At 68.3% G+C, this 20,611-nt stretch carries 16 protein-coding genes and 4 pseudogenes; 14 read left to right on the top strand and 6 right to left on the bottom strand.

Features of this window, described 5'->3' with window-relative positions:
- Positions 1–425 precede the first annotated feature (425 nt).
- Entirely contained in the window at positions 426–644 is a 219-nt protein-coding gene (locus FRANEAN1_RS21905) for a hypothetical protein (RefSeq protein ID WP_041254583.1), read from the top strand.
- A 126-nt stretch (positions 645–770) separates the two neighbouring features.
- On the opposite strand, the pseudogene FRANEAN1_RS41395 reads toward FRANEAN1_RS21905, so the two are convergent.
- Positions 771–1,000 (bottom strand): annotated as a pseudogene (locus FRANEAN1_RS41395) (aldo/keto reductase); the annotation flags it as partial.
- A 303-nt stretch (positions 1,001–1,303) separates the two neighbouring features.
- Entirely contained in the window at positions 1,304–2,824 is a 1,521-nt protein-coding gene (locus FRANEAN1_RS21895; protein ID WP_347176709.1) for a diguanylate cyclase, read from the bottom strand.
- Between the two features lie 656 nt (positions 2,825–3,480).
- On the opposite strand from FRANEAN1_RS21895, the gene FRANEAN1_RS21890 reads away from it, so the two are divergent.
- From FRANEAN1_RS21890 to FRANEAN1_RS39380, 3 genes and pseudogenes are all read left to right on the top strand, one after another.
- Complete coding sequence (locus FRANEAN1_RS21890; protein ID WP_020462001.1) at positions 3,481–3,990, top strand: MaoC family dehydratase; 510 nt, start codon at positions 3,481–3,483, stop codon at positions 3,988–3,990.
- A gap of 1 nt (position 3,991) precedes the next feature.
- Positions 3,992–6,030, top strand: a pseudogene (locus tag FRANEAN1_RS21885) (protein meaA).
- Between the two features lie 129 nt (positions 6,031–6,159).
- Positions 6,160–6,300 (top strand): 3-hydroxyacyl-CoA dehydrogenase NAD-binding domain-containing protein, encoded by a 141-nt coding sequence (locus FRANEAN1_RS39380; protein WP_085950124.1) that lies wholly within the window; start codon positions 6,160–6,162, stop codon positions 6,298–6,300.
- A gap of 54 nt (positions 6,301–6,354) precedes the next feature.
- Here the strand turns inward: FRANEAN1_RS39380 and FRANEAN1_RS21880 are convergent, their stop codons facing one another.
- The 3 genes and pseudogenes from FRANEAN1_RS21880 to FRANEAN1_RS42455 all read right to left on the bottom strand — a co-directional run.
- Positions 6,355–7,494, bottom strand: coding sequence for an acetyl-CoA C-acyltransferase (locus FRANEAN1_RS21880; RefSeq protein ID WP_020462000.1), 1,140 nt, complete (start codon positions 7,492–7,494; stop codon positions 6,355–6,357).
- Between the two features lie 52 nt (positions 7,495–7,546).
- Positions 7,547–8,497, bottom strand: a pseudogene (locus FRANEAN1_RS42460) (phosphotransferase family protein); the annotation flags it as partial.
- 219 nt (positions 8,498–8,716) lie between these two features.
- A pseudogene (locus FRANEAN1_RS42455) lies at positions 8,717–9,994 on the bottom strand (acyl-CoA dehydrogenase family protein); the annotation flags it as partial.
- Between the two features lie 536 nt (positions 9,995–10,530).
- Here FRANEAN1_RS42455 and FRANEAN1_RS21870 point away from each other — a divergent pair.
- The 9 genes from FRANEAN1_RS21870 to FRANEAN1_RS21830 all read left to right on the top strand — a co-directional run bounded on the left by FRANEAN1_RS21870 (position 10,531) and on the right by FRANEAN1_RS21830 (position 17,973).
- Positions 10,531–11,856, top strand: coding sequence for a CoA transferase (locus tag FRANEAN1_RS21870; RefSeq protein WP_020461998.1), 1,326 nt, complete (start codon positions 10,531–10,533; stop codon positions 11,854–11,856).
- Positions 11,853–13,061: a CoA transferase gene (locus FRANEAN1_RS21865; protein WP_020461997.1), complete on the top strand. Its 1,209-nt coding sequence runs from the start codon at positions 11,853–11,855 to the stop codon at positions 13,059–13,061. Before FRANEAN1_RS21870 ends, FRANEAN1_RS21865 begins: the two co-directional genes overlap by 4 nt.
- Positions 13,062–13,135: 74 nt before the next feature.
- A complete protein-coding gene (locus FRANEAN1_RS21860) occupies positions 13,136–13,537 on the top strand; it encodes a hypothetical protein (RefSeq protein WP_020461996.1) in 402 nt (133 codons plus the stop codon).
- The gene (locus tag FRANEAN1_RS21855) at positions 13,534–13,980 is read left to right on the top strand and encodes an OB-fold domain-containing protein (protein ID WP_020461995.1); all 447 of its coding nucleotides are present in this window, start codon (positions 13,534–13,536) and stop codon (positions 13,978–13,980) included. The genes FRANEAN1_RS21860 and FRANEAN1_RS21855 overlap by 4 nt, the downstream gene beginning before the upstream one ends.
- Entirely contained in the window at positions 13,977–15,134 is a 1,158-nt protein-coding gene (locus FRANEAN1_RS21850) for a hypothetical protein (RefSeq protein WP_020461994.1), read from the top strand. Before FRANEAN1_RS21855 ends, FRANEAN1_RS21850 begins: the two co-directional genes overlap by 4 nt.
- Positions 15,135–15,268: 134 nt before the next feature.
- Positions 15,269–16,534, top strand: coding sequence for a cytochrome P450 (locus FRANEAN1_RS21845; protein WP_020461993.1), 1,266 nt, complete (start codon positions 15,269–15,271; stop codon positions 16,532–16,534).
- A complete protein-coding gene (locus FRANEAN1_RS21840; RefSeq protein WP_041254581.1) occupies positions 16,534–16,725 on the top strand; it encodes a ferredoxin in 192 nt (63 codons plus the stop codon). Before FRANEAN1_RS21845 ends, FRANEAN1_RS21840 begins: the two co-directional genes overlap by 1 nt.
- A 25-nt stretch (positions 16,726–16,750) precedes the next feature.
- Positions 16,751–17,134, top strand: a complete 384-nt coding sequence (locus tag FRANEAN1_RS21835) for an EthD domain-containing protein (RefSeq protein ID WP_063748402.1) — start codon at positions 16,751–16,753, stop codon at positions 17,132–17,134.
- The gene (locus FRANEAN1_RS21830) at positions 17,134–17,973 is read left to right on the top strand and encodes a mycofactocin-coupled SDR family oxidoreductase (RefSeq protein WP_020461991.1); all 840 of its coding nucleotides are present in this window, start codon (positions 17,134–17,136) and stop codon (positions 17,971–17,973) included. Before FRANEAN1_RS21835 ends, FRANEAN1_RS21830 begins: the two co-directional genes overlap by 1 nt.
- Before the next feature lie 196 nt (positions 17,974–18,169).
- On the opposite strand, the gene FRANEAN1_RS21825 is transcribed toward FRANEAN1_RS21830, so the two are convergent.
- Entirely contained in the window at positions 18,170–19,042 is an 873-nt protein-coding gene (locus FRANEAN1_RS21825; RefSeq protein ID WP_020461990.1) for an enoyl-CoA hydratase-related protein, read from the bottom strand.
- 281 nt (positions 19,043–19,323) lie between these two features.
- Between FRANEAN1_RS21825 and FRANEAN1_RS21820 the strand changes: the two genes are divergently transcribed.
- Positions 19,324–20,589 carry an ABC transporter substrate-binding protein gene (locus tag FRANEAN1_RS21820; protein ID WP_020461989.1) on the top strand — a complete coding sequence of 422 codons (1,266 nt, stop codon included), beginning with the start codon at positions 19,324–19,326 and terminating at the stop codon, positions 20,587–20,589.
- The last annotated feature ends 22 nt before the right edge of the window (positions 20,590–20,611 follow it).

Raw genomic sequence — 20,611 nt, 5'->3', positions numbered from 1 at the left:
GGTCGCCCGGCTGGGAGGTTGACGTCGCATCACGCTCACCGTCGCGAGGCTGTCGGTGGCGTCGCGACTGTGGTGCCCAGTCGTCAACAGCGGCTCGGGCGTCGCTGCGCAGCTGGGCCACCAGGTTGCGTGCGGTGCCCGTGCCGACGTGAAGGCGTTTGCGGAGCGTCTCGGCGGAGATCGGGCGGTGGTGGAGCTGCTAAGCGTAGGAGCCGATTGCCTTCTCGACTTTTGCCTTGTCTCCGACGAAACTAGAGCAAGATCTAAGAAAAATTCCCCAGTATGAGGCGGATGCGTGCAACATCGCGACTGAAGTCGAACCTGTGGCTCGGTCGGTGGTCGGGGTCGAGGGGGGGCTCGTATCCCTTCCCGGTCCGTACGCCTCCTCCGAGGAGATCAGGGGTGAGGGTATGGACCCAACGCACATGACTGTCGCGACAACCGTGGTGACCGGCGCATCCGCGATGTGCTCGCGGCTGGTTCCGCCTGTCGGCATGGCCGCCCTCCTCGCCGGCCGCACCATCGACACCTTTACCCGGCGCATCGACATCGCCCAGCTCAACTCCGACCGCCCCGGCGACGACCCCGGCACCTGTGCCCGAAGAACCCACCCCGCTGGTCACCACCCAGCCAACTGTTACTGACGGTGAACCTTTATTGACCTCGGTTGATGGTGTCGGAGGCCTGCCCCGTAGGCGATCTTGAAGTGGTCCCACGCACAGTCACCACCGAAAATGGAACAGAGCGGTTGATCGGACACTTTGGCCCAGGTCGACGTCGAGCCCGAACTTCGACGCGATGACGACCTGGTCCCGGACCGGTTGAGGGCTTCACCGACGATGCGTTCGGACTCGAACGGGCCGTACGCCTCGACGGTGTCGAACAGGGTCACGCCCTGATCGGCGGCCGTCCGGATGATCGTGATCATGTCCTCCCGGCCGGCCGGTGTGGGCGCGCGCACCGCCGCGGAGGCCTTTTCGTCGGAGGTGCAGTCGACCAGCCCGGCGGCAAGGGAGTCGCCAGCACGGCCGTGCCCATCAGGAACCTGCGGCGGCCGTGACCTGCCCGCTGCTGTTGAATGCGATTGGCGTTGTCAGGCACTGGTCACCCCTTCGTCTCCCGGCAATGTGGTCATCGCCCCAGCCAACCCTTGTTGCGGGTGCAGGAGGAGTCCCTACTGAAAGGGGTAGCGGCAGAGACCCCCTGTAATCGGTCGATTGAGATCGAATCCGAGCGGAGGTCGTCCTGATCAGCTCGCGCGTGCTCGGGCGCGCTGCGGGACGGTCTCCGACATGCGTCGGCGTCAGCCGTCGCGCGGCTTGGCCGCCATACGCCGGGCTGGCTCCGAGGGAGGGCCGGTGTCGGTGTCGGGACGGGCCACCTCCGCCTCCGCGGCGTGCCGCCAGTAGCCCCGCCCTCGACGCTTGGCGAGATACATGGCTGCATCCGCGGCGTGTACGACATCCTCGGGGCTGGTGGCCCCGGGTCCGATCATCGCAATGCCGACGCTGGCCGTGACCGGGACCTGCTGGCGGCCGATGGCCAGATCCACGCTGGCGACGATGCGATCGGCGACAGCTTCGACCGCGCCGCAGGACGTGATGTTGCGGCACAGGACTCCGAACTCGTCGCCGGCGAGCCGGGCCACGACGTCACCGGGGCGGACCACACGGTGAATTCGCCCGGCGACATCACGGAGCAGATCGTCGCCCGCCAGATGACCCAACGTGTCGTTGACCCGCTTGAATCCGTCGAGATCAACGAAAAGGAAGCCGGCTCGTGTCGGGCCTTTTCCGGCTTCGGTGATCGTGCGTTCGAGGTGGGCGAACATGGCCGCTCTGTTCGGCAACTCGGTCAGCGCGTCATGGAAGGCGCGATGATGCGCGTCAGCGGCAAGGAGGCGTTCCCGCTCGGCTGACTGCGCCGCAACGCTGGCCGCCGATATCTGGGTGGCCACGAGACTCAGGAAACTCCGGTAGTCCGCGTTCAAAGGGAGCCGGTCGCTTGTCCCGAAGATGAGAAGTCCGACAGGGCGTCTGTCGCCTCCCTCCGGGAGGGGGACGACCATCGCGGCGGTGGACGGTGGGGTGTCACCTGACTGCCGTAACGCGAGACGGTCCAGCAGACGAGCGACGATCTGCGTCCGTCCCGCAACCATCGAGTCCCCGAGTCCGGAGGCGTCGCTGGGATCGAGCGCGTACGGGGTTCCCGTGGCTCCGGCGATACCGGCCGACGCCGTCACGGCGAGCTTCCGTGTCTGCGCCTCCTCGAGGACAACGAGGCAGTAGGGGATGTCGGAGGTGAAGCGACCGAGCACCTCGATGCCCTGGGCGAACACCTCCGCCTGGGTGGGCCGACCGGCCGTGGCGCTGACGAGCTCATGCAGGCATCGAAGGCGTCGTGTGCCGAGTACCTGCCGGGTGGTCTCCTGTAACGCGGCGAACACGCCGGCCACACCGCCCGCCGGAAGGCGTCGGATCGGGCTGTAGGAGAAGGTGAAATAGCAGTCCTCGAGATAGCCGTGGCGGTTGAGCCTGGACGGCCAGTCCTCCTCCCACGTTGCTTCGCCGCCGGACATCACCTGCTCAAGCATGGGGACAAGCCGGTCCGCCGCCTCGGGAAAGACGTCCCGAAACGGCCGGCCTATACATCCCGGATGCTTGCGGCCGAGCATTGGTATGACGGCGTCGTTGTGTATCTCGACCAGGTCCGGGCCCCACAGGATCTCCAGCGGGAAGTGTGACTCAAGGCAGAGGCCCACGGCCATGCGCAGTGACTTTTCCCAGTCGCTGAGCGGCCCGAGTGGTGTGTTGGACCAGTCCATGGACATCATCAGGCGCCCTGTCTTGCCGCCGGCAGCGAAAATGCGGGTCATGCTGTCTGGGCCGCCCGTGGTGGAACCGTTATCCCACCCACAGTGGTCTGGGGTATTTTGACCCGAAACGCCGATTTCGCTCTGCCTTTTCTGTGATCGTATCCCGGCCCTTTCCCGATGTTCCCCGGGGCGGGCACGCAAAACCAGGAGGTGCCCTCGGGTCGCCTGGTCGTCGGGGTTGCCTCGCCGTCGGTCGCGGAGGTCGGTCGCGAGATCTCCCGCCCTGGAGTCATCGGGTGGAGAGGAGGCGGGGAGGTGCCGCCCCACCGGCCCGACCGGCACAGGCCCGACCGGGCCGGCCGCCCTGCCTGGTGGATCTTCCCGGTCGGACGATTCGCAAGCCACAGGATCCGGTCGGGGATCGGCTCCGCCATCTTGACAGCAAGAAAGTTCCTATATAGAAACATGGGGGCGTATATACAAGCATCTCGCCAGGTGAGCCCGGCTGGCAGGGTGCGACGACCGCCGCTACGGAGGCCGCAGGGAAGCGGCATCCTGGGACGGCTGGAGGCTCGGGCGATCGAGCGCTCGCAGAGATCAGACGGGGTCGGGCGCGATCCGCGGGCGTAGACCGAACCGCTCATCCCGCGCAGTTGGGGGAACACATGCAGTTTGGCCGGTACTACGAGGAGTTCGAGGTCGGTGCGGTCTACAGGCACTGGCCTGGCAAGACGGTCACCGAGTACGACGACCACGTGTTCTGCCTGCTCACGATGAACCACCACCCGCTGCACCTGGACGCCAACTACGCCGAGCGGACCACCCAGTTCAAGCGGAACGTGGTCGTCGGGAACTACGTGTACTCGCTGCTGCTCGGGATGTCCGTCGCTGACGTTTCCGGCAAGGCGATCGCCAACCTGGAGGTCGAGTCGCTGCGGCATGTGGCGCCGGTCTTTCACGGGGACACGATCTACGGTGAGTCGACGGTGCTGGACAAGGTGGAGTCGAAGAGCAAGGACGACCGCGGCATCGTGACGGTCGAGACCCGCGGCCTCAACCAGGACGGCACCCTGGTCTGCATCTACCGGCGCAAGGTGATGGTCCCCAAGCGGTCCTACGGCGAGGCTCGCGGCGGAGAGCAGCCCGGCCGGCCCTCGCACCGGGACGCGGGCTGACATGGCGGAGTCGCGCACAGATCGACATCCGCGATCCGATCAGGCCCAGGTCACGGGATATGAGCGTGGCCGGCCGTGGATCGTGCGGACCTACGCGGGTCATTCGAGTCCGGCGGAGAGTAACGCTCTGTACCGGCGGAATCTGGCGAAGGGGCAGACGGGTCTGTCGGTGGCTTTCGATCTGCCGACGCAGACCGGGTACGACCCGGATCATGTGCTGGCGCGTGGTGAGGTCGGGAAGGTGGGTGTGCCGGTCGCGCATCTGGGTGACATGCGGGCGTTGTTCGAGCAGATCCCGTTGGGTCGGATGAACACGTCGATGACCATCAACGCGACGGCGATGTGGTTGCTGGCGTTGTACCAGGTGGTGGCGGAGGAGCAGGGTGTCGCGGCCGAGGAGCTGACCGGCACGACTCAGAACGACATCATCAAGGAGTACCTGTCGCGGGGGACGTATGTGTTCCCGCCGGGGCCGTCGCTGCGGCTGATCACGGACATCGTCGCGTACACGGTGACGGAGATCCCGCGCTGGAACCCGATCAACATCTGTAGTTATCACCTGCAGGAGGCGGGTGCGACGCCGGTGCAGGAGTTGGCGTACTCGTTGTGCACGGTGATCGCGGTGCTCGACGCGGTGGTCGCTTCCGGTCAGGTGCCGGTGGAGCGGATGGGCGAGGTGTGTGCCCGGATGTCGTTCTTCGTGAACGCCGGGGTGCGTTTCGTGGAGGAGATGTGCAAGATGCGGGCGTTCGTCGCCCTGTGGGATGATCTGCTGCGGACTCGTTACGGGGTGACGGATCCGCGTCACCGCCGGTTCCGTTACGGGGTGCAGGTCAACTCGTTGGGGTTGACCGAGGCGCAGCCGGAGAACAACGTGATCCGGATCGTGTTGGAGGCGCTCGGGGTCACGTTGTCGAAGGACGCGCGGTGTCGGGCGTTGCAGTTGCCTGCGTGGAACGAGGCCCTGGGTTTGCCGCGTCCGTGGGATCAGCAGTGGTCGCTGCGTATCCAGCAGATCCTGGCCTATGAGACGGATCTGTTGGAGTACCCGGATCTGTTCGAGGGCTCGGTGGTGGTGGCCCGGCGGGTCGAGGAGCTGGTTGCGGCCGCGACCGAGGAGATCGACCGGGTGCAGGCGATGGGTGGGGCTGTCGCCGCTGTGGAGAGCGGCTATATGAAGTCCCAGTTGGTGGCTTCGCAGGCGATGCGGCGGGCGCGGATCGAGTCTGGTGAGGATGTTGTTGTCGGGGTGAACCGGTTCACTGAGACCGAGCCGAATCCGCTGCTGGCCGATCTGGATGCGGCGGTGCAGACGGTGGATCCGGCGGGTGAGGAGGCGGCCCGGGTCCAGGTCGCTGCGTGGCGGGCCGCCCGTGATGCCTCCGTTGTCGACGAGGCGCTGCTCGGGTTGCGTGAGGCGGCGAAGACGGATGCGAACCTGGTGCCGGCGACGTTGGCGTGTGCTCGTGCCGGGGTGACGACGGGGGAGTGGGCGGGTGTGTTGCGTGAGGTGTTCGGGGAGTACCGGGCGCCGACCGGGGTGTCTGCCGCGCCGTCGGCCGCTGCTGCGGGTGCTGGGCTGGGGGAGGTGCGTGACCTGGTGACCGTGACCGCTGGTGAGTTGGGTCGCCGGCCGCGGTTGCTGGTGGGTAAGCCCGGGTTGGACGGGCATTCCAACGGTGCCGAGCAGATCGCGGTACGGGCTCGTGATGTGGGCTTTGAGGTGGTCTATCAGGGATCCGTCTCACCCCGGCGCAGATCGTCGCTGCGGCTGTGGAGGAGGACGTTCATGTGGTGGGGCTGTCGGTGCTCTCCGGTTCGCATATGAACCTGGTGCCCGAGGTGCTGGACGGGCTGCGTGCGGCTGGTCTCGGGGATGTTCCGGTCGTGGTCGGGGGGATCATTCCGCCCGCGGACGCGGAACGCCTGGCGACGCTCGGTGTTGCGGCGGTCTTCACACCGAAGGACTACGGGCTGACCGACATCATGCGTGGCATCGTGAACATCGTGCGCACCTCAAACGCGCTCGCCGGTGCCTGATCCCTCGCTGCCTCCGTCGCTGGCCCTGGCCACCCGGCTGCACACCGGCCAGCTGGACAAGGCGGGTGACGAGTACATCGGGCATCCGCTGCGAGTGGGGGAAATGTTGACGGGGCAAAGGAACGCTGAATGGGCCGGGAGACTTCTTTCGGTGAGCTGACGAGGATCGGGGTCGTCGGCCTGGGCACCATGGGCGCCGGTATCGCGGAAGTGCTGGCCCGGGCGGGCTTCGACATCTGTGGCTGGAGGTCGAGCGCAGCCGCGGCGTGACAACCTGAATCACGGGTTGATCACGCCGCGACGGTCGCTGGCCTGTTTGTTGCCTTACAGCAGCTCGAGGATCGTGGCGTTAGCGAGCCCGCCGCCCTCGCACATCGTCTGCAGCCCGTAGCGGATTCCATTATCGCGCATGTGATTGATCATTGTGCTCATCAGTCGGCCGCCGCTGCCGCCCAGCGGATGGCCGAGCGCGATCGCCCCGCCACGTGGGTTCAGCCTGGCCGGGTCGGCGCCCGTCTCAGCGAGCCAGGCCAGGGGGATAGACGCGAAGGCCTCATTGACCTCGAACGTGCCGATGTCCCCGAGAGACAGCCCGCTGCGGCGCAGGATGCGGGCTGTCGCCGGGATGGGCCCGGTCAGCATCATGACGGGGTCGTCACCCACGACTACCGCGGAGTGGATCCGGACGATCGGGCGCAGACCAAGCTCCGCCGCCTTCTCGCTGCTCGTGATGAGCAGGGCTGAGGCGCCGTCGCTAATCTGGGAGGAGTTGCCTGCCGAGATGACGCCGTCCGGCTTGAACGGGGTGCTCAGCTTGCCGAGGGTCGTCACGTCGCCGCCGCGGCGGATGCCCTCGTCTGCGACGACGCCGGGGGCCGCGTCGACCGGGACGATCTCGGCGGCGAACGCGTCGTTGTCCTGGGCTGCGGCCGCGAGTTCATGCGATCGGAGGCTGAACTCGTCCAGCGCCTCCCGCGAGAAGCCGTACTTCTCGGCGATCATCTCGGCCGCGATGCCCTGGTTGGGCTCAATGTCGGGGTAGCGGGTGCGGAAGCCATCACCGAAGGGCCAGGCACCGATGGTCTGGGAGCCCATCGGCACCCGACTCATGGATTCCACCCCGCCGGCGACGACGACATCGTAGTAGCCCGCGATCACGCTCGCCGCCGCGAAGTGCACGGCCTGCTGAGACGAGCCGCACTGGCGGTCCACCGTGGTCCCGGGCACGGTTTCGGGCCAGCCTGCCGCGAGGACGGTGTTGCGCCCGATGTTGACTGACTGCTCCGCAACCTGGGTTACACAGCCCCAGACGACGTCGTCGACGACCGCCGGGTCCAGGCCCGTCCGCGCGACCAGCGCTTGCAGCAGCGACGCGCCCAGGTCGACGGGCGCAACAGCGGAGAGACCTCCGTTGCGCTTCCCTAGCGGGCTGCGGACGGCCTCGACGATTACTGCGTCGCGCACGGGGACTCCTTGCTGGAACCGGTCCGGAAGGGGCTGCGGAGGGCTACCGGGATCACTTGACGCCATGGTGGTCGAGCAGGTCCAACGCTCGCACCGCCATCGGGTGCACAAGCTGGGCCCGCTCCGCCATGCGCGGGTCGGTGGACTCGCCCCGCTGGTAGCGCGCAGCCAGCTGCTGGAGGATCACCGTCACCCGGTAGGCGGCGAACGCCTCGTACCAGCCGAGGTTGTCGAGGCCGAAGCCGCTTCGTGCGGCGTACCGTTCGGCCATCTCCGCCCGGGTGGGAAGCCCGATGGTGGCCTGCTCAGGCAGGTAGAGACCGGCGCTCTGCGCGGTGTCGGACGGGTCGGGCCAGTAGTTCAGGAGAGAGCCGAGGTCGGCGAGCGGGTCGCCCAGAGTGGCCATGTCCCAGTCGAAGACCGAGTAGACACGGTCGGGGTCGCCGGCCGCGAACTGGACGTTGGTGAGCTGGTAGTCGTTGTGCAGGAGCGAGTGAACCGGGTTGGTCGGCACGTTCCGGCCGAGGCGGGTGGCGGCCTCCTCCATGAGGGCCGCCTCGGCCTCGGAGGCGACCGCGGCCCATCGCTTCTGCCAGCCGGCCATCTGGCGCTCCAGGAAGCCGACCGGCCGGCCGAGATCGGCCAGGTCGCACGACGCCGGATCCACGGTGTGCAGGTCGGCCAGCGCGTCGGCCACGGCGAGGCCGATCCGGTGGCCCACGTTGTCGCCCACCTGGAGCACCTCGGGGATCGAGCGCCAGACCACCACGCCTGGCCGGTACTCCATGACGTCGAAGGGCGCTCCGATGATCGACGGGTCCTCGCACACCAGCAGGGACCGGGGCGCCCGCGGGTAGGCGTTGGGTAGCCGGGAGAGCACCCGGTGCTCGCGGGACATGTCGTGCGCGCCGGCGGCGATCGTGCCCAGCGGCGGCCGGCGGACGACGACGCTGAGTTCGTCGTTGACGTGCACGAGGTAGGTGAGGTTCGCCGAGCCGTTCGGGAACTGCTTCACCGACCAGGCGCCGGCCGCGACGCCGAGGGCTGTCGACAGGTAGGTGACCAGCCGGTCCCAGTCGAGCTCCTCGCCGGGCCGGACGTCCGCGATCTCCGGCATGTCATCGGGCCGCGGGGCGTCGTCAGTCACGGGCGTCTCTGCCGCGGTGCTGGGGGCGACCGCGGCCGACGGGCCGGAGGAGCCATGGGAGCCGCGCACGGCGGCGAGCCGGTCGGCGAACTTGGCCTCGGCCGCCGCCCGTAGCGCGGGCAGGTGCCCGGTGGGGAACAGCCCGGGCGCCGGCGTGCGCCCGCGCAGGAGCTGCTTGGCCACGGTGATCTTGTGGATCTCGGTGGCGCCGTCCGCCAGGCCCATCCGGTACGACTCCATGATCCAATCGCCGAACGGCATCTCGTCGGATGTGCCCAGCGAGCCGTGCAGCTGCAGGGCCCGGCCGGCCACGTCGTTGAGCACCTTCGGCATCGTGGCCTTTACCGCGGCGATGTCCTTGCGGACCTTGCGGTAGTCGTCGTACTTGTCGATCTTCCAGGCGGTCTGCAGGACCAGGAGGCGGAACTGCTCGAGCTGGGTCCAGGAGTCGGCGAGCATCTCCTGCACCATCTGCTTGTCGGCGAGCCGCTCGCCCTGCGTGTACCGGGACAGCACGCGCTCGCACATCATGTCGAGCGCCTTGCGGACGAGACCGACAGTGCGCATCGCGTGGTGGATGCGACCGCCACCGAGCCGGGTCTGGGACACGACGAAGCCGTCGCCCCGCTTGCCGAGCAGATGGTCGGCCGGAACGCGGACGTTGTTGTAGCGGAGGTAGCCGTGCCCTCCGTCGTGCCGCTCGTGACCGAACAGGGCGACGTTGCGGATGGTTTCCAGCCCCGGGGCGTCCGCGGGCACGACGAACATCGACATCCGCCGGTGCGGCTCGGCGTCGGGGTCGGTGACCGCCAGCACGATGATGAACGACGCGAAGCGGGAGTGCGACGAGTACCACTTGGTCCCGTTGATGACCCACTCGTCGCCGTCGGGAACGGCGCTGGTGCGGAACTGCGTCGGGTCCGACCCGCCCTCGGGCTCGGTCATCGAGTAGCAGCTGACGACCTCGCCCGCCACCAGCGGGCGGAGATAGGTCTCTTTGAGCCGTTCGCTGCCGTAGTGCGCGAGGATCTCCGCGTTCCCGGAGTCCGGGGCCTGGCAGCCGAACACGATGGGTGCGCACTGCGATCGCCCGAGGATCTCGTTCATCAGCGCCAGCTTGACCTGGCCGTAGCCCTTGCCGCCCAGGTTGGGGCCCAGGTGGCAGGCCCAGAGGTTGCGCTCATGCACCATCTGCTGCAGGGGTGGAATGAGGGCTTGGCGAACCGGGTCGGAGAGATCGAAGCCGTAGTTCGTGACGAGCAGGTCGACCGGCTCGATCTCGTCCCGGACGAACTGATCAATCCACTCCAGCTGCTGCGCGAATTCGGGGTCGGTCTCGAAATCCCAGGACACGGTCGGACACACCTCCGCACGTCGACGCGTCGAGCGAGGTCGGAGCAGCGTGAGCGGCGAGGCGACCACGATGACGCCACGGTACGACGAGGTACGACGCAGACTGTAGAGTCGAAAAAGCTCTAATGCTAGAGTTATCGTAGGGAGTGGCACTCCTGCCTGTCAACCGCGAGCCCAGGTCTTAGGTTGGGTGACTGGGGGTTGCCCGCGGCTTGCGTCGAGGCATAAAATACTGATGCTACGACTTTCTGGCCGTAGTCTCCCGTGAGTGCAAGGTGATCGCCTGATGCCGGTGGAGTCCTCGGTCTCACCGAAGACGCATATCCGGCTGCGGAGTGCCACCTGTGACCCACGGGTCATCGTCATCCGAGTTCACCTCGACGCGCCGCCCCGCGGCGCGCGATGACTCATGGTGGCCTGGGTGGACGGGGTCATCCGTGCGCCGATTGCGTCGGAAATGTCCATTCGGCGACTATTCGGGCGGACCGACCGTCCGCCCGCGCCGAGTACGTCCCGTGAAAGTGAGGTGAGGGCCAGTGTCGTCCACTGACCAGCGGGTCGATCACCCGTCAAGATCTGCCGCCGCCCGACGCGGCCGCGGCGAGGGGCCGCTCGCCGGGGTCCGGATCGCGGACTTCTGCTGGGTCGGCGTCGGAGCGCTGGCCACCCGGACGCTCGCGGACTTCGGCGCGGAGGTCATCAAGATCGAGGACCGGCGGCGGATGGATCTGACGCGCCGGATGCCGATCTACAAGGGTGCTGCGCGGCCGGTTGGGGAGGAGGACACCGGCGAGATCGACCCCGACCTGAGCGGGCACTTCAACAACTACAACCGCAACAAGCTGAGCGTGAACATCGACATGCGCTCGGAGAAGGGCCGGGATGTCGCCCGCCGGCTGATCGCGAACTGCGGTGTGGTCACCGAGAACTTCTCGCCCGGGGTGATGGAGCGCTGGGGGCTGACCTACGAGGCGATGCGTGAGCTGAACCCCTCGGTGATCTACGCGCGAATGAGCGGCTTCGGGCACTCCGGCCCCGACACCGCCTATCGCAGTTACGGGCCGGTCGTGCAGGCCGTCGGCGGGCTGACTTTCGGGGCCGGCCTGCCGGGCCGCGAGCCGTCCGGCTGGGGCATGTCGTACATGGACAACATGGCCGCCTACAACGGGTCGATCGCGGTGCTGATGGCGATCTACCGGCGCAACGCTACCGGTGAGGGATGCGAGATCGACGTCTCGGCGCTGGAGGCGTCGGTCGCGCTGCTCGGTCCGGTGCTGCTCGACGTGAGCGTGAACGGGCGGGCGACGCGCGGCATGGAGGGCTATCCGCCCGGCAACCTGCAGCTGTACTCGGACGCCGCGCCGCACGGCGTGTACCCCGCCGCCGGGGAGGACCGGTGGATCGCGATCTCGGTCTTCGACGACGACGACTGGGGTGCCCTGAGAGCGGCGCTGGGCGGGCCGGCATGGTGTGACGACCCGCGGTTCGCCGACCAGCGGTCGCGGCGGCGGGAGCACGCCGCGCTCGACGCCCACCTCGCGGCCTGGACCGCGCAGCGGGACCCGCGGGAGGCGATGGAACACCTCCAGGCCCACGGGGTGCGCGCGGCCGCCGTGCAGAACTCGCAGGAGATCTGCGAGGTCGATCCCCAGCTGGCGCACCGGGGGACCCTCATCGAGATGGACCATCCGAAGATCGGGCCCGCACGCCTGGAGGGCCTGCCCTTCACGGCGGCGGAGACGAAGCCCGCGCACTGGCGGTCGGCTCCGCTGCTGGCCGAGGACAACGAGTACGTCTTCTCGGAGATCGTCGGGATGTCCCGCGCCGAGATCGACGTGCTGACGGACGAGGGTGTGCTGTGACCGCCGTGCCGCCCACCGACGCAGCCGCCCCGCCGTACCGGGGCCTGCGTGTCGTCGAGGTCGCCGCCGACGTGGCGGGGGAGTTCTGCACCCGGCTCCTGGGCCAGATGGGTGCCGAGGTCATCAAGGTGGAGCCGCCGGGTGGCAGCCCGTCGCGGCATGCCGGCCCGTTCGTCGAGGGCCACTCCGACGGCGAGCACAGCCTGGGCTTCTGGCACTACAACGTCGGCAAACGCAGTGCCGTGCTCGACCTCGCCGAGGCCGCCGGGCTCGCCGGCCTGCGTGACCTGCTGCGGGACGCCGACGTGTTCGTCTTCTCGGGCACCCCGCGGGCGTTCCGTGCCCTGGGCCTCGACCGCGAGGCTCTGGCGGAGGTGAACCCCGGACTGGTCACGCTCGTCATCACGCCCTTCGGTCTCACCGGCCCGTGGGCCGAGTACCAGGCGAGCGATCTGATCTCCTTCGCGGCCAGCGGTGTGCTGGCCTGCTGCGGGTACGACGATCACACGATCCCGCCGATCCGTCCCAGCGGGAACCACGCCCACCAGACAAGCGCGACCTTCGGGCACACCGCGCTCCTGCTCGCCCTGGTGCGGCGGCAGTCCACCGGGCGGGGCGACCTGATCGACCTCGCCACGCACGACACCATGGCGATCACGGTCGAGATGGCGAACACGTACTGGATCTACACCGGCGCGATCCTGCGACGGCAGACGGCCCGGCACGCCCAGCCCGTCCCGACCGCGCAGACCCTCTTCGAGTGCGCTGACGGCCGATACGTCGTCATCGTCTTCATCGTCGCCGAGCAGAAGCCGTGGTCGATCTTCGTAGAGTGGCTCGCGAGCCATGACCTCGCCCTCGACCTGAGCGAAGAGCGCTACCTCGACCCGAGGGTTCGGCAGCAGGAGTTCGGCCATATCCAGGAGGTCCTGGAGATCTTCTTCCTGACCCTCGACGCCGACACGGCGTTCCGGGAGGGACAGGAGCGTGGTCTGCCCATCGGCACGGTGTTCGCCCCGGAGGAGATCCTCGATCTCGAGCAGCTCCGGGAGCGGCAGTACTTCGACACCATCGAGGTGGACGGGGTGGCGAACGTGGTCGTGCCGGGCCCCCCGTACCGGCTCTCCGGTGTCGCGGGGCAGGCGCTGTCCCCGCCGCCTCGCCTCGCCGAGTACCAGGCTGATCTCGTGCCCGGCCAGGTCTGAACCTGACCGCGCGGCCGGCCCGGCCGGCCCGGCCGGCCGCGTCGCGCCGGCCCGTCCCGTCCCGAGGGAGTGCAATGGCAACGATCTACAAAACAGTCGACCTGGACATCAGTTCCGACGCGGCCTGGGCCTTCGTCGAGAAGTTCGTCCGCTCCGAGGTGCACGTCTTCAGTAACTCGGCGAGCGAGCGCCAGGACGGCAACTACCGGGTGGTGACCGACCACGAGGGCGCGGAGTTCTGGGAGCTCAACGTCGGGATCGACGCCGAGCACCGGTACTCCTCCTACACCGTGCCCGATCTGTTCGGCGCCACGTTCCACGCGGCCTCGATGCAGATCCTCGACAACGGCGGCCCGGGCTGCCGGTTCGTCTGGATCACCGACGTCCTGCCGGACTCGTTCGCCGAGGATCTCCGCGGGTTCTACGACAACCTCTTCGCCGAGCTGGTGGCGGCAATCAAGGGCAGCTCGGCGTGACGGGCGGTGCGGCGGGTGGCGCGGCGGTGCGCAAGCCCGTTCCTCTCCCCGAACCCGCCAGCGAGGGGTTCTGGGCCGCGGCCCGGGACGGCCGGCTCGTCGCGCAGCGCTGCACGACCTGCCGCAACTATCTCTATCCTCCGGACATCGTCTGCCCCCGATGCCTCACGGAGACGCTGGAGTACGTGCACCTGAGCGGCGCGGCCACCCTCTACAGCTTCGTGGTGATGAACCGGGCATTCTACGCCGGGTTCGCCGAGGATCTGCCGTACGTGGTGGCCTTCGTCGAGCTCGACGAGCAGCCGGGGCTGCGGATGGTGTCCAACGTCGTGGGCTCGGACCCGGCGGCGTTGCGGATCGGCGATCGGCTTCAGGTCGAGTTCGACGACCGCGGAACGCAGTCGGTACCGGTGTTCCGGGTGCGCGAAGGGGGATCGGCGTGAGCACGCTGTCGCGTGAGGTCGCGATCGTCGGTGTCGGCTACTCGCCCTTCTCCCGTCGGGGGCCGGTCGACCCGCGTCGGCTCGCCTACCAGGCATGCACGGGCGCGCTCGACGACGCGGGGCTCGCCGCACGCGACATCGAGGGCCTCTACCACTACCGGTTCGAGGACGACATCCCGGTACACGAGGTCGCCCGGATGCTCGGCATGGATGACCTCGCGGTGTTCGCCGACATCATCCCGACCAGCCCGTCCGGCCTCGTCGCCGTTCTCGAGGCGATCATGGCGGTGGCGTCGGGCGCGGCCGAGACCGCGATGGGGTTCCGGTGCCTGACCCGGGAGACCGGCTACGCGGGGGCGCTGTCGAGTGACACGGCGCCGGTGGGCGGGATCGAGCAGTACCTCGCTCCCTTCGGCTGGTCGGGCGTTCTGATGGGCATGGGGATGCGGATGCGGCGCCGCATCCACGAGCTCGGTGGTTCCCTGGAGGACTACGGCCAGATCGCCCTGAACGCGCGCCGGTGGGCGGCATTGAACCCGCAGGCCGTGCTGCGCGAACCGATGACGATGGAGGAGTACCTCGACGGCCGGCTGGTCGCCGACCCGCTGCGCGTCTACGACTGTGACTATCCGGTCAACGGCGCGGTCGCCTGCATCGTGACCACCGCCGAGCGCGCACGTGACCTGCGGCAGCGCCCGGTTCTCGTCGACGCGATGGCGTACTCGAACGGCGTCGCGCCGGACACCCGGTGGGCCTTCGGTGAGGACTTCCTCTTCGGCTCCGCGCGGCGGTGCGCGGACCGGCTCTGGTCGCGCTCCTCGTTCACCGCTGCCGACGTGGACCTCGCCCAGCTGTACGACGGGTTCACCCACGTCACGTTGTCGTGGGTCGAGGCGCTGGGTTTCTGCGGGGTCGGGGAGTTCGGGGACTGGGTGGAGGAGGGCAAGCGGATCGGCCCGGGCGGGGAGCTGCCTGTCAACACCGGTGGCGGTCACCTCGCGGAAGGCCGAGTGCACGGCATCCAGCTGCTCACCGAGGCCGTTCTGCAGCTGCGTGGCCAGGCGGGGGAGCGTCAGGTTCCCGATGCTTCGGTCGCCGTGGTCACGAACGCGTTCGGCGCCCAGACCGCCGGCATGGTCGTCAACGTCGAGTGACGTGCCGGCCGGAAGACCTGTCGAGGCCTTCTGTTATCTGCGTCATACTTGCGATACTCTATCCGTGAATAGTAGATCCATGGATATTTGCTGACGCGACTACTGTTAACCGCGGCGGCAGATGGGGAGTTCTGATGTCCGTTGACGACACCGAGGCGTCCGCGCCCACGACCCAGCGCGGGTACGCCACGGCCCCCACGCTCGCGGGGTTCTCGCACGCGGCGAACGAGCGTCTCAATGCCGACCCGTGGGGCGAGCTCGACCGGCTCCGCGACGAGTCGCCGACATTCCGTAGCGACATGCCGAATCCTCTCGTCCCCGGCGCGTCGCTGTGGTATCTCCTCGACTACGAGAGCGTCTACACCGCGCTGCGTGACTGGGAGACCTTCTCCAACGTGGGATCGGCGCACCCGTTCTCCGACAGCGACCCGTACAGCATGATCCCCGGCGAGCTGGACCCGCCGGACCACACCAAGTTCCGGCGGCCGCTGAACGCCCACTTCTCGCCCGGCGCGATCCGCGCGCTCGAGCCGGATATCCGCCGGACGGCCGTTGAGCTCATCGAGTCGTTCAAGGATTCCGGCCAGTGCGACTTCGTCACCGACTTCGCGCTGCACTTTCCTACCCGGGTCTTCGAGCGGATGTTCGGCGTCCCGCTCGAGGATCACGACCAGCTCACCGCGTGGGTGCATACCTTCGGCCAGCAGATGGCGACACAGACCGCGATCGACAAGGCCGTCGCCGCCGAGCAGGAGGTGCTGGCCTACCTGGGGAAGAAGCTGGACGAGCGCGAGCAGTCCCCCAGGGAGGACCTGCTCGGCGCGATCGCCTTCATGGAAGTCGACGGCGCCCGGATCAGTCGCAAGGAGCAGGTGGCGGTCGCCTACCTGATGTTCCAGGCGGGTATGGACACGGTGGCGAGCCAGCTGGGCTGGTCCTTCCGCCACCTCGCCGAGAACGAGGTCGACCGGCAGGCGATCCTCGCCGACCCGAAGCTGATTCCCTCGACGGTGGAGGAGCTCCTGCGCTCCTACGACATCCTCTCGCACACCATGATCGTCGCCAAGGATGTCGAGTTCAACGGCTGCCCGATGAAGAAAGGCGACCGGGTGGTCACCATGATCTCGGCGGCGAACCGGGACCCGAACGAGTTCCCGGACCCGGACACCTTCGACGTCTCCCGCAAGCCGAACCGGCACATGGCCTTCGGGGTGGGGCCGCACCGCTGCATCGGTGCGCACCTGGCCCGGATCGAGCTGAACATCGCGCTGGAGGAGTGGCACCAGCGGATCCCGAATTACAAGGTGGCCGAGGGCGCCGAGTTCGGCCAGTCCATGAAATGGGCGGTCACCTCGATGGAATCGCTCCCGCTCGAATGGGATGTCGAGGCGGTGAACTGATGCGGATCGTGGCGGAACGGGAGATGTGCAGCGGTCACACCCGGTGCGCGGCGGTGCTTCCGGGGGTTTTCGCGCTCGATGACGACGGCTACCTGAACATCGACTCCGTCGACATTCCGGCGGGGTCCGAACAGTTGGCACGCGACGCGATCGCTGCGTGCCCGGAGCGGGTTCTGCGGGAGACACCGTGAGGGGACACCGCCGGTGTACCAGGTCATGATGCTGAGCAAGCGGCGGCCCGGCTTATCCATGGCCGAGTTCGTCGAGAAGTACGAAACGCGGCATGCGCCCTACGCGGCGGAGCAGATGCCGACCGCCCGGCGCTATGTGCGGCGGTACTTCGGACCGCTCAGCACCGCCGACCAGCCCGACGATGAGCGGGAGTTCGACGTCGCGACCGAGATCTGGTTCGACGACCGTGCCGCCTACGAGCGGGCGATGGAGCGGTTCGCCGATCCGGTGGTCGCCGCCCGGCTCGCGCAGGACGCGCAGGAGCTGTTCGATCCCGGCCGCAGCACGCTACGCGTCCATGTCGAAGAACAGGCGAGTCAGCCCGGCGGTGGCGATGGTCCGGTGGGCGCCGACCAGGGGAGCTTCTGATGGCCGGGCGAGTCGCCGGGAAGGTCGCGCTGATCACCGGGGCGGCGCGCGGGCAGGGCCGCAGCCACGCGGTTCGGCTCGCGCAGGAGGGGGCCGACATCATCGCCGTCGACCTCTGCGCCGACGTGCCGGGCGTGCCGTACCCGGGGGGCACCCGCGAGGATCTGGCCGAGACGGTACGGCAGGTGGAGGCCCTCGATCGGCGGGCCGTGGCGACGGTCGCCGACGTGCGTGACCACGAGCAGCTCGCGGCGGCTGTGGTGGGGGGTGTCGCCGAGTTCGGGCGGCTCGACGTGGTCAGCGCGAACGCGGGCATCGCCATGCCGCCCTTCCCCACCCACGAGATGCCCGAGGAGGTGTGGCAGGGCATGCTTGCGGTCAACCTGACCGGCGTCTGGCACACCTGCAAGGCCGCCATACCGCACCTGATCGCGGGTGGCCGCGGCGGGTCGATCATCCTTACGAGTTCCGCGGCTGGTCTCAGGGGTTACGAGAACATCGCCAACTACGTCGCGGCCAAGCACGGCGTGGTCGGTCTGATGCGGACGCTGGCCAACGAGCTCGCCCGGCACTCGATCCGGGTGAATTCGGTGCATCCCACCACTGTCTCGACCGAGATGATCCAGAACGAGTCGACCTACCGCCAGTTCCGGCCGGACCTGACCGACACGCCGACCGAGGACGACGTGCGCGACGCGTTCACGTCGCTCAATCTGATACCGGTGCCCTGGATTGAGTCGATTGACGTGTCGAACGCGCTGCTGTTTCTCGCGTCCGACGAGTCTCGGTACATCACCGGCATCACGCTGCCGATCGACGCCGGCCAGATGGTCAAGTAGGACCCGTGGGGGCTGGGCGCGGGCGGCCTCGTCACCCGGATGCTCATCCCGGGGACTCAGCCGCCGAGATGACGCTCGCATCGATCGGCGAAGGTTCAGCCGAGTCGCCCGGCCGCGCCCACTCGACGTTCCGGCCGATACCGGGGCGAGCATGGCACCGTGTTTAGGCCAGGTCGCCCGGTATCTGGTCGGTCGCTCAGGCCCGGGCGTCATCCAGCAGAGTGCGCGTCTCGGCCCCCGGGCGACCGACGAAGCGCGGTGACCGCTTCTCGATGAACGACCGGATTCCCTCGTGGGCGTCCGGATGTGACGCGAGGGCGCGGATCAGGCTGGACTCCACGGGGTGGACGTCGCGGGGATGTCCCACGGTCAGCCCGTCCCACAGCAGCCGCCGGACGAGCGCCACCGACACCGGCGCGGACTGCTCGGTCATGGCCCTGGCGGCGGCGTACGCGGCGGGGAGCAGGTCGTCGGGGGAGTGCAGGCTGCGGATCAGCCCGCTCTCGACCGCCTCGGCGGCATCGACGATCCGTCCGCTGGTCATCCAGTCCATCGCCCTGCTGATGCCGACGACCCGAGGAAGGAACCAGGTGGAGCAGGCCTCCGGGATGATCCCGCGCCGCGCGAAGACGAACCCGAACCTCGCGGTGTCCACGGCGATCCGGACGTCCATCGGCAGCAGCATCGTCGCGCCCAGGCCGGCGGCCACCCCGTTGACGGCGGCGATGACGGGCTTTCCGCACTCGAAGATCCGTAGGGCGAGCCAGCCGCCGAGGTCGCGGTCGTCGAGGGATCCCTGTCCGCGGTCGTCGTGGGGGGCCTGCTCGGTGCGCGTCGGGGTCTGGAACGTCTCCGCACCACCGGACAGGTCGGCGCCCACCGAGAAGGCCGAGCCCGCCCCGGTGATGACGATCGCCCGTACCTCGTCGTCCCGGTCAGCCTCGTCGATCGTGCGGTGCAGCACGACCACCGCCTCGCGGCCGAGCGAGTTGCGGCGCTCCGGGCAGTTGAGCGTGATGGTCGCGATGCCGTCCTGCCGGCTGATCGCGATCGGCGCGTCCTTGGCCATCGTGCCTCCTCGCCGCCGCAGCGTGCCTCTGCGGATGCTGTCGGTTACTGTCTCAAATGCTCGATAGTTAGACTATCGTGCGCGAACCGCGCGCTCAGTCGACCGTGCTGCATTGCGTCACGGCGTGAGGTGGGGGGTGCATTGCCGTGGCCAAGGATGAACCGACCTGCGGGAATGTGGACGGCCGAGCGCTCTGAGATTATTGTTACATAGACTGTCGAGGCTTAGAGTTCTTTTGTCGTGGCGCGTCGTTGTGTCACGCTCGTTCCGGAGGTCATTGGATGATGCGCCGAACTCGCAATCTGGCCGTCCTGCTGGGCTTAGCCACCGCCCTGACCGCCGCCTGCGGCAGCGCCCCGAAGTCGGACACCGGCGGGGGGGAGACGGGCGCCGCTGACGCGGCCGCACTCGGGCCGGTCGTCGCGGCCCCCACCGGCACCCCGCTCGTCATCGGCTACATCAGCCAGGAGAACACGGCGGTGGGGTCCTACCCCGAGGCGCTCGCCTCGGCGCGGGCAGCCGCTGACTACATCAACAAGCATCTCGGCGGAGTGCACGGGCGGCCCCTCGAACTGTCTTCCTGCGTCACTGACGGGTCGGTCGCGACTTCGGCGAACTGCGCGCGGCAGATCGCGTCCACCTCCGGCGTGGTCGCCGCCTCAAGCAGCCTCGACTTCGGTGCCCAGGGCGCCGTACCGGTGCTCCAGGCTGCCGGCATCCCCCGTATCGGCGGGATCGCGATCTTCCCGGAGGAGGCGTCTTCCCCGACCGTCTTCAACTTCGCGGGCGGTTCCTTCGCGGCCTTCCCCGCGATCGACACCTTCGTCGCCACCGTCCAGAAGGCCGGGCGCGTGAGCGCCCTGACATCCGACACCTCACCCGGCATCGCCTCGGCGAATGACCAGATCAAGACTCCGTTGCAGCGGGACCTCGGTTACAAGGACGTGCCGATCGTCGTCGCGGCTCCGGACGCCGCCGACCTGACCGGCGCGCTGACCCAGCTCAACGCGTCCAAGCCGGACGCGGTGGTGAGCAGCTTCGGGCAGGCGTGCGTGCGCATCATGCAGGCGAAGAAGGCGCTCGCCCTGCCGTTCACGATGTACCACACCAGTAAATGCCTCGACGAGCGTGTGCTGCAGAGCGCGGGCGAGGCCGCCGAAGGGCACCGCTTCAACTCCGAGACGCGGATGTGGAACGAGAAGGACGACGACGCGGCGATCTACCGGGCCGCGATGGCGAAGTACGCGTCCGGGACGACGCTGAGCAACTACTCGACGATCGCCTTCCAGGGGATCATGAACACCTACCGCCTGCTGAACAAGATGGACGAGGCGAGCCTCACCCCGAAGGCGCTGGTCGAGAAGATCCGCACCACCAGCGACGAGCCGAGCTTCCTCGGCTGGACCTACACCTGTGACCCGGCGAAGCTCGCCGTGGCCGGCCAGTCCGGCCTGTGCAGCACCCTAGAGGTGATCGTCGAGGTGAAGAACGGCGTTCCGACCACCATCTCGGACCCGATCGACGGCTCGAAGCTCCTGCGGCTCTGAGACCGGACCGAGGCTAACGACA

The sequence above is a fragment of the Parafrankia sp. EAN1pec genome (assembly GCF_000018005.1).
In the GTDB taxonomy this organism is placed as follows: Bacteria; Actinomycetota; Actinomycetes; order Frankiales; family Frankiaceae; genus Parafrankia; species Parafrankia soli.
The sequence above is the reverse complement of the archived record's forward strand: the minus strand, read 5'-3'. Positions and strand labels throughout refer to the sequence as shown.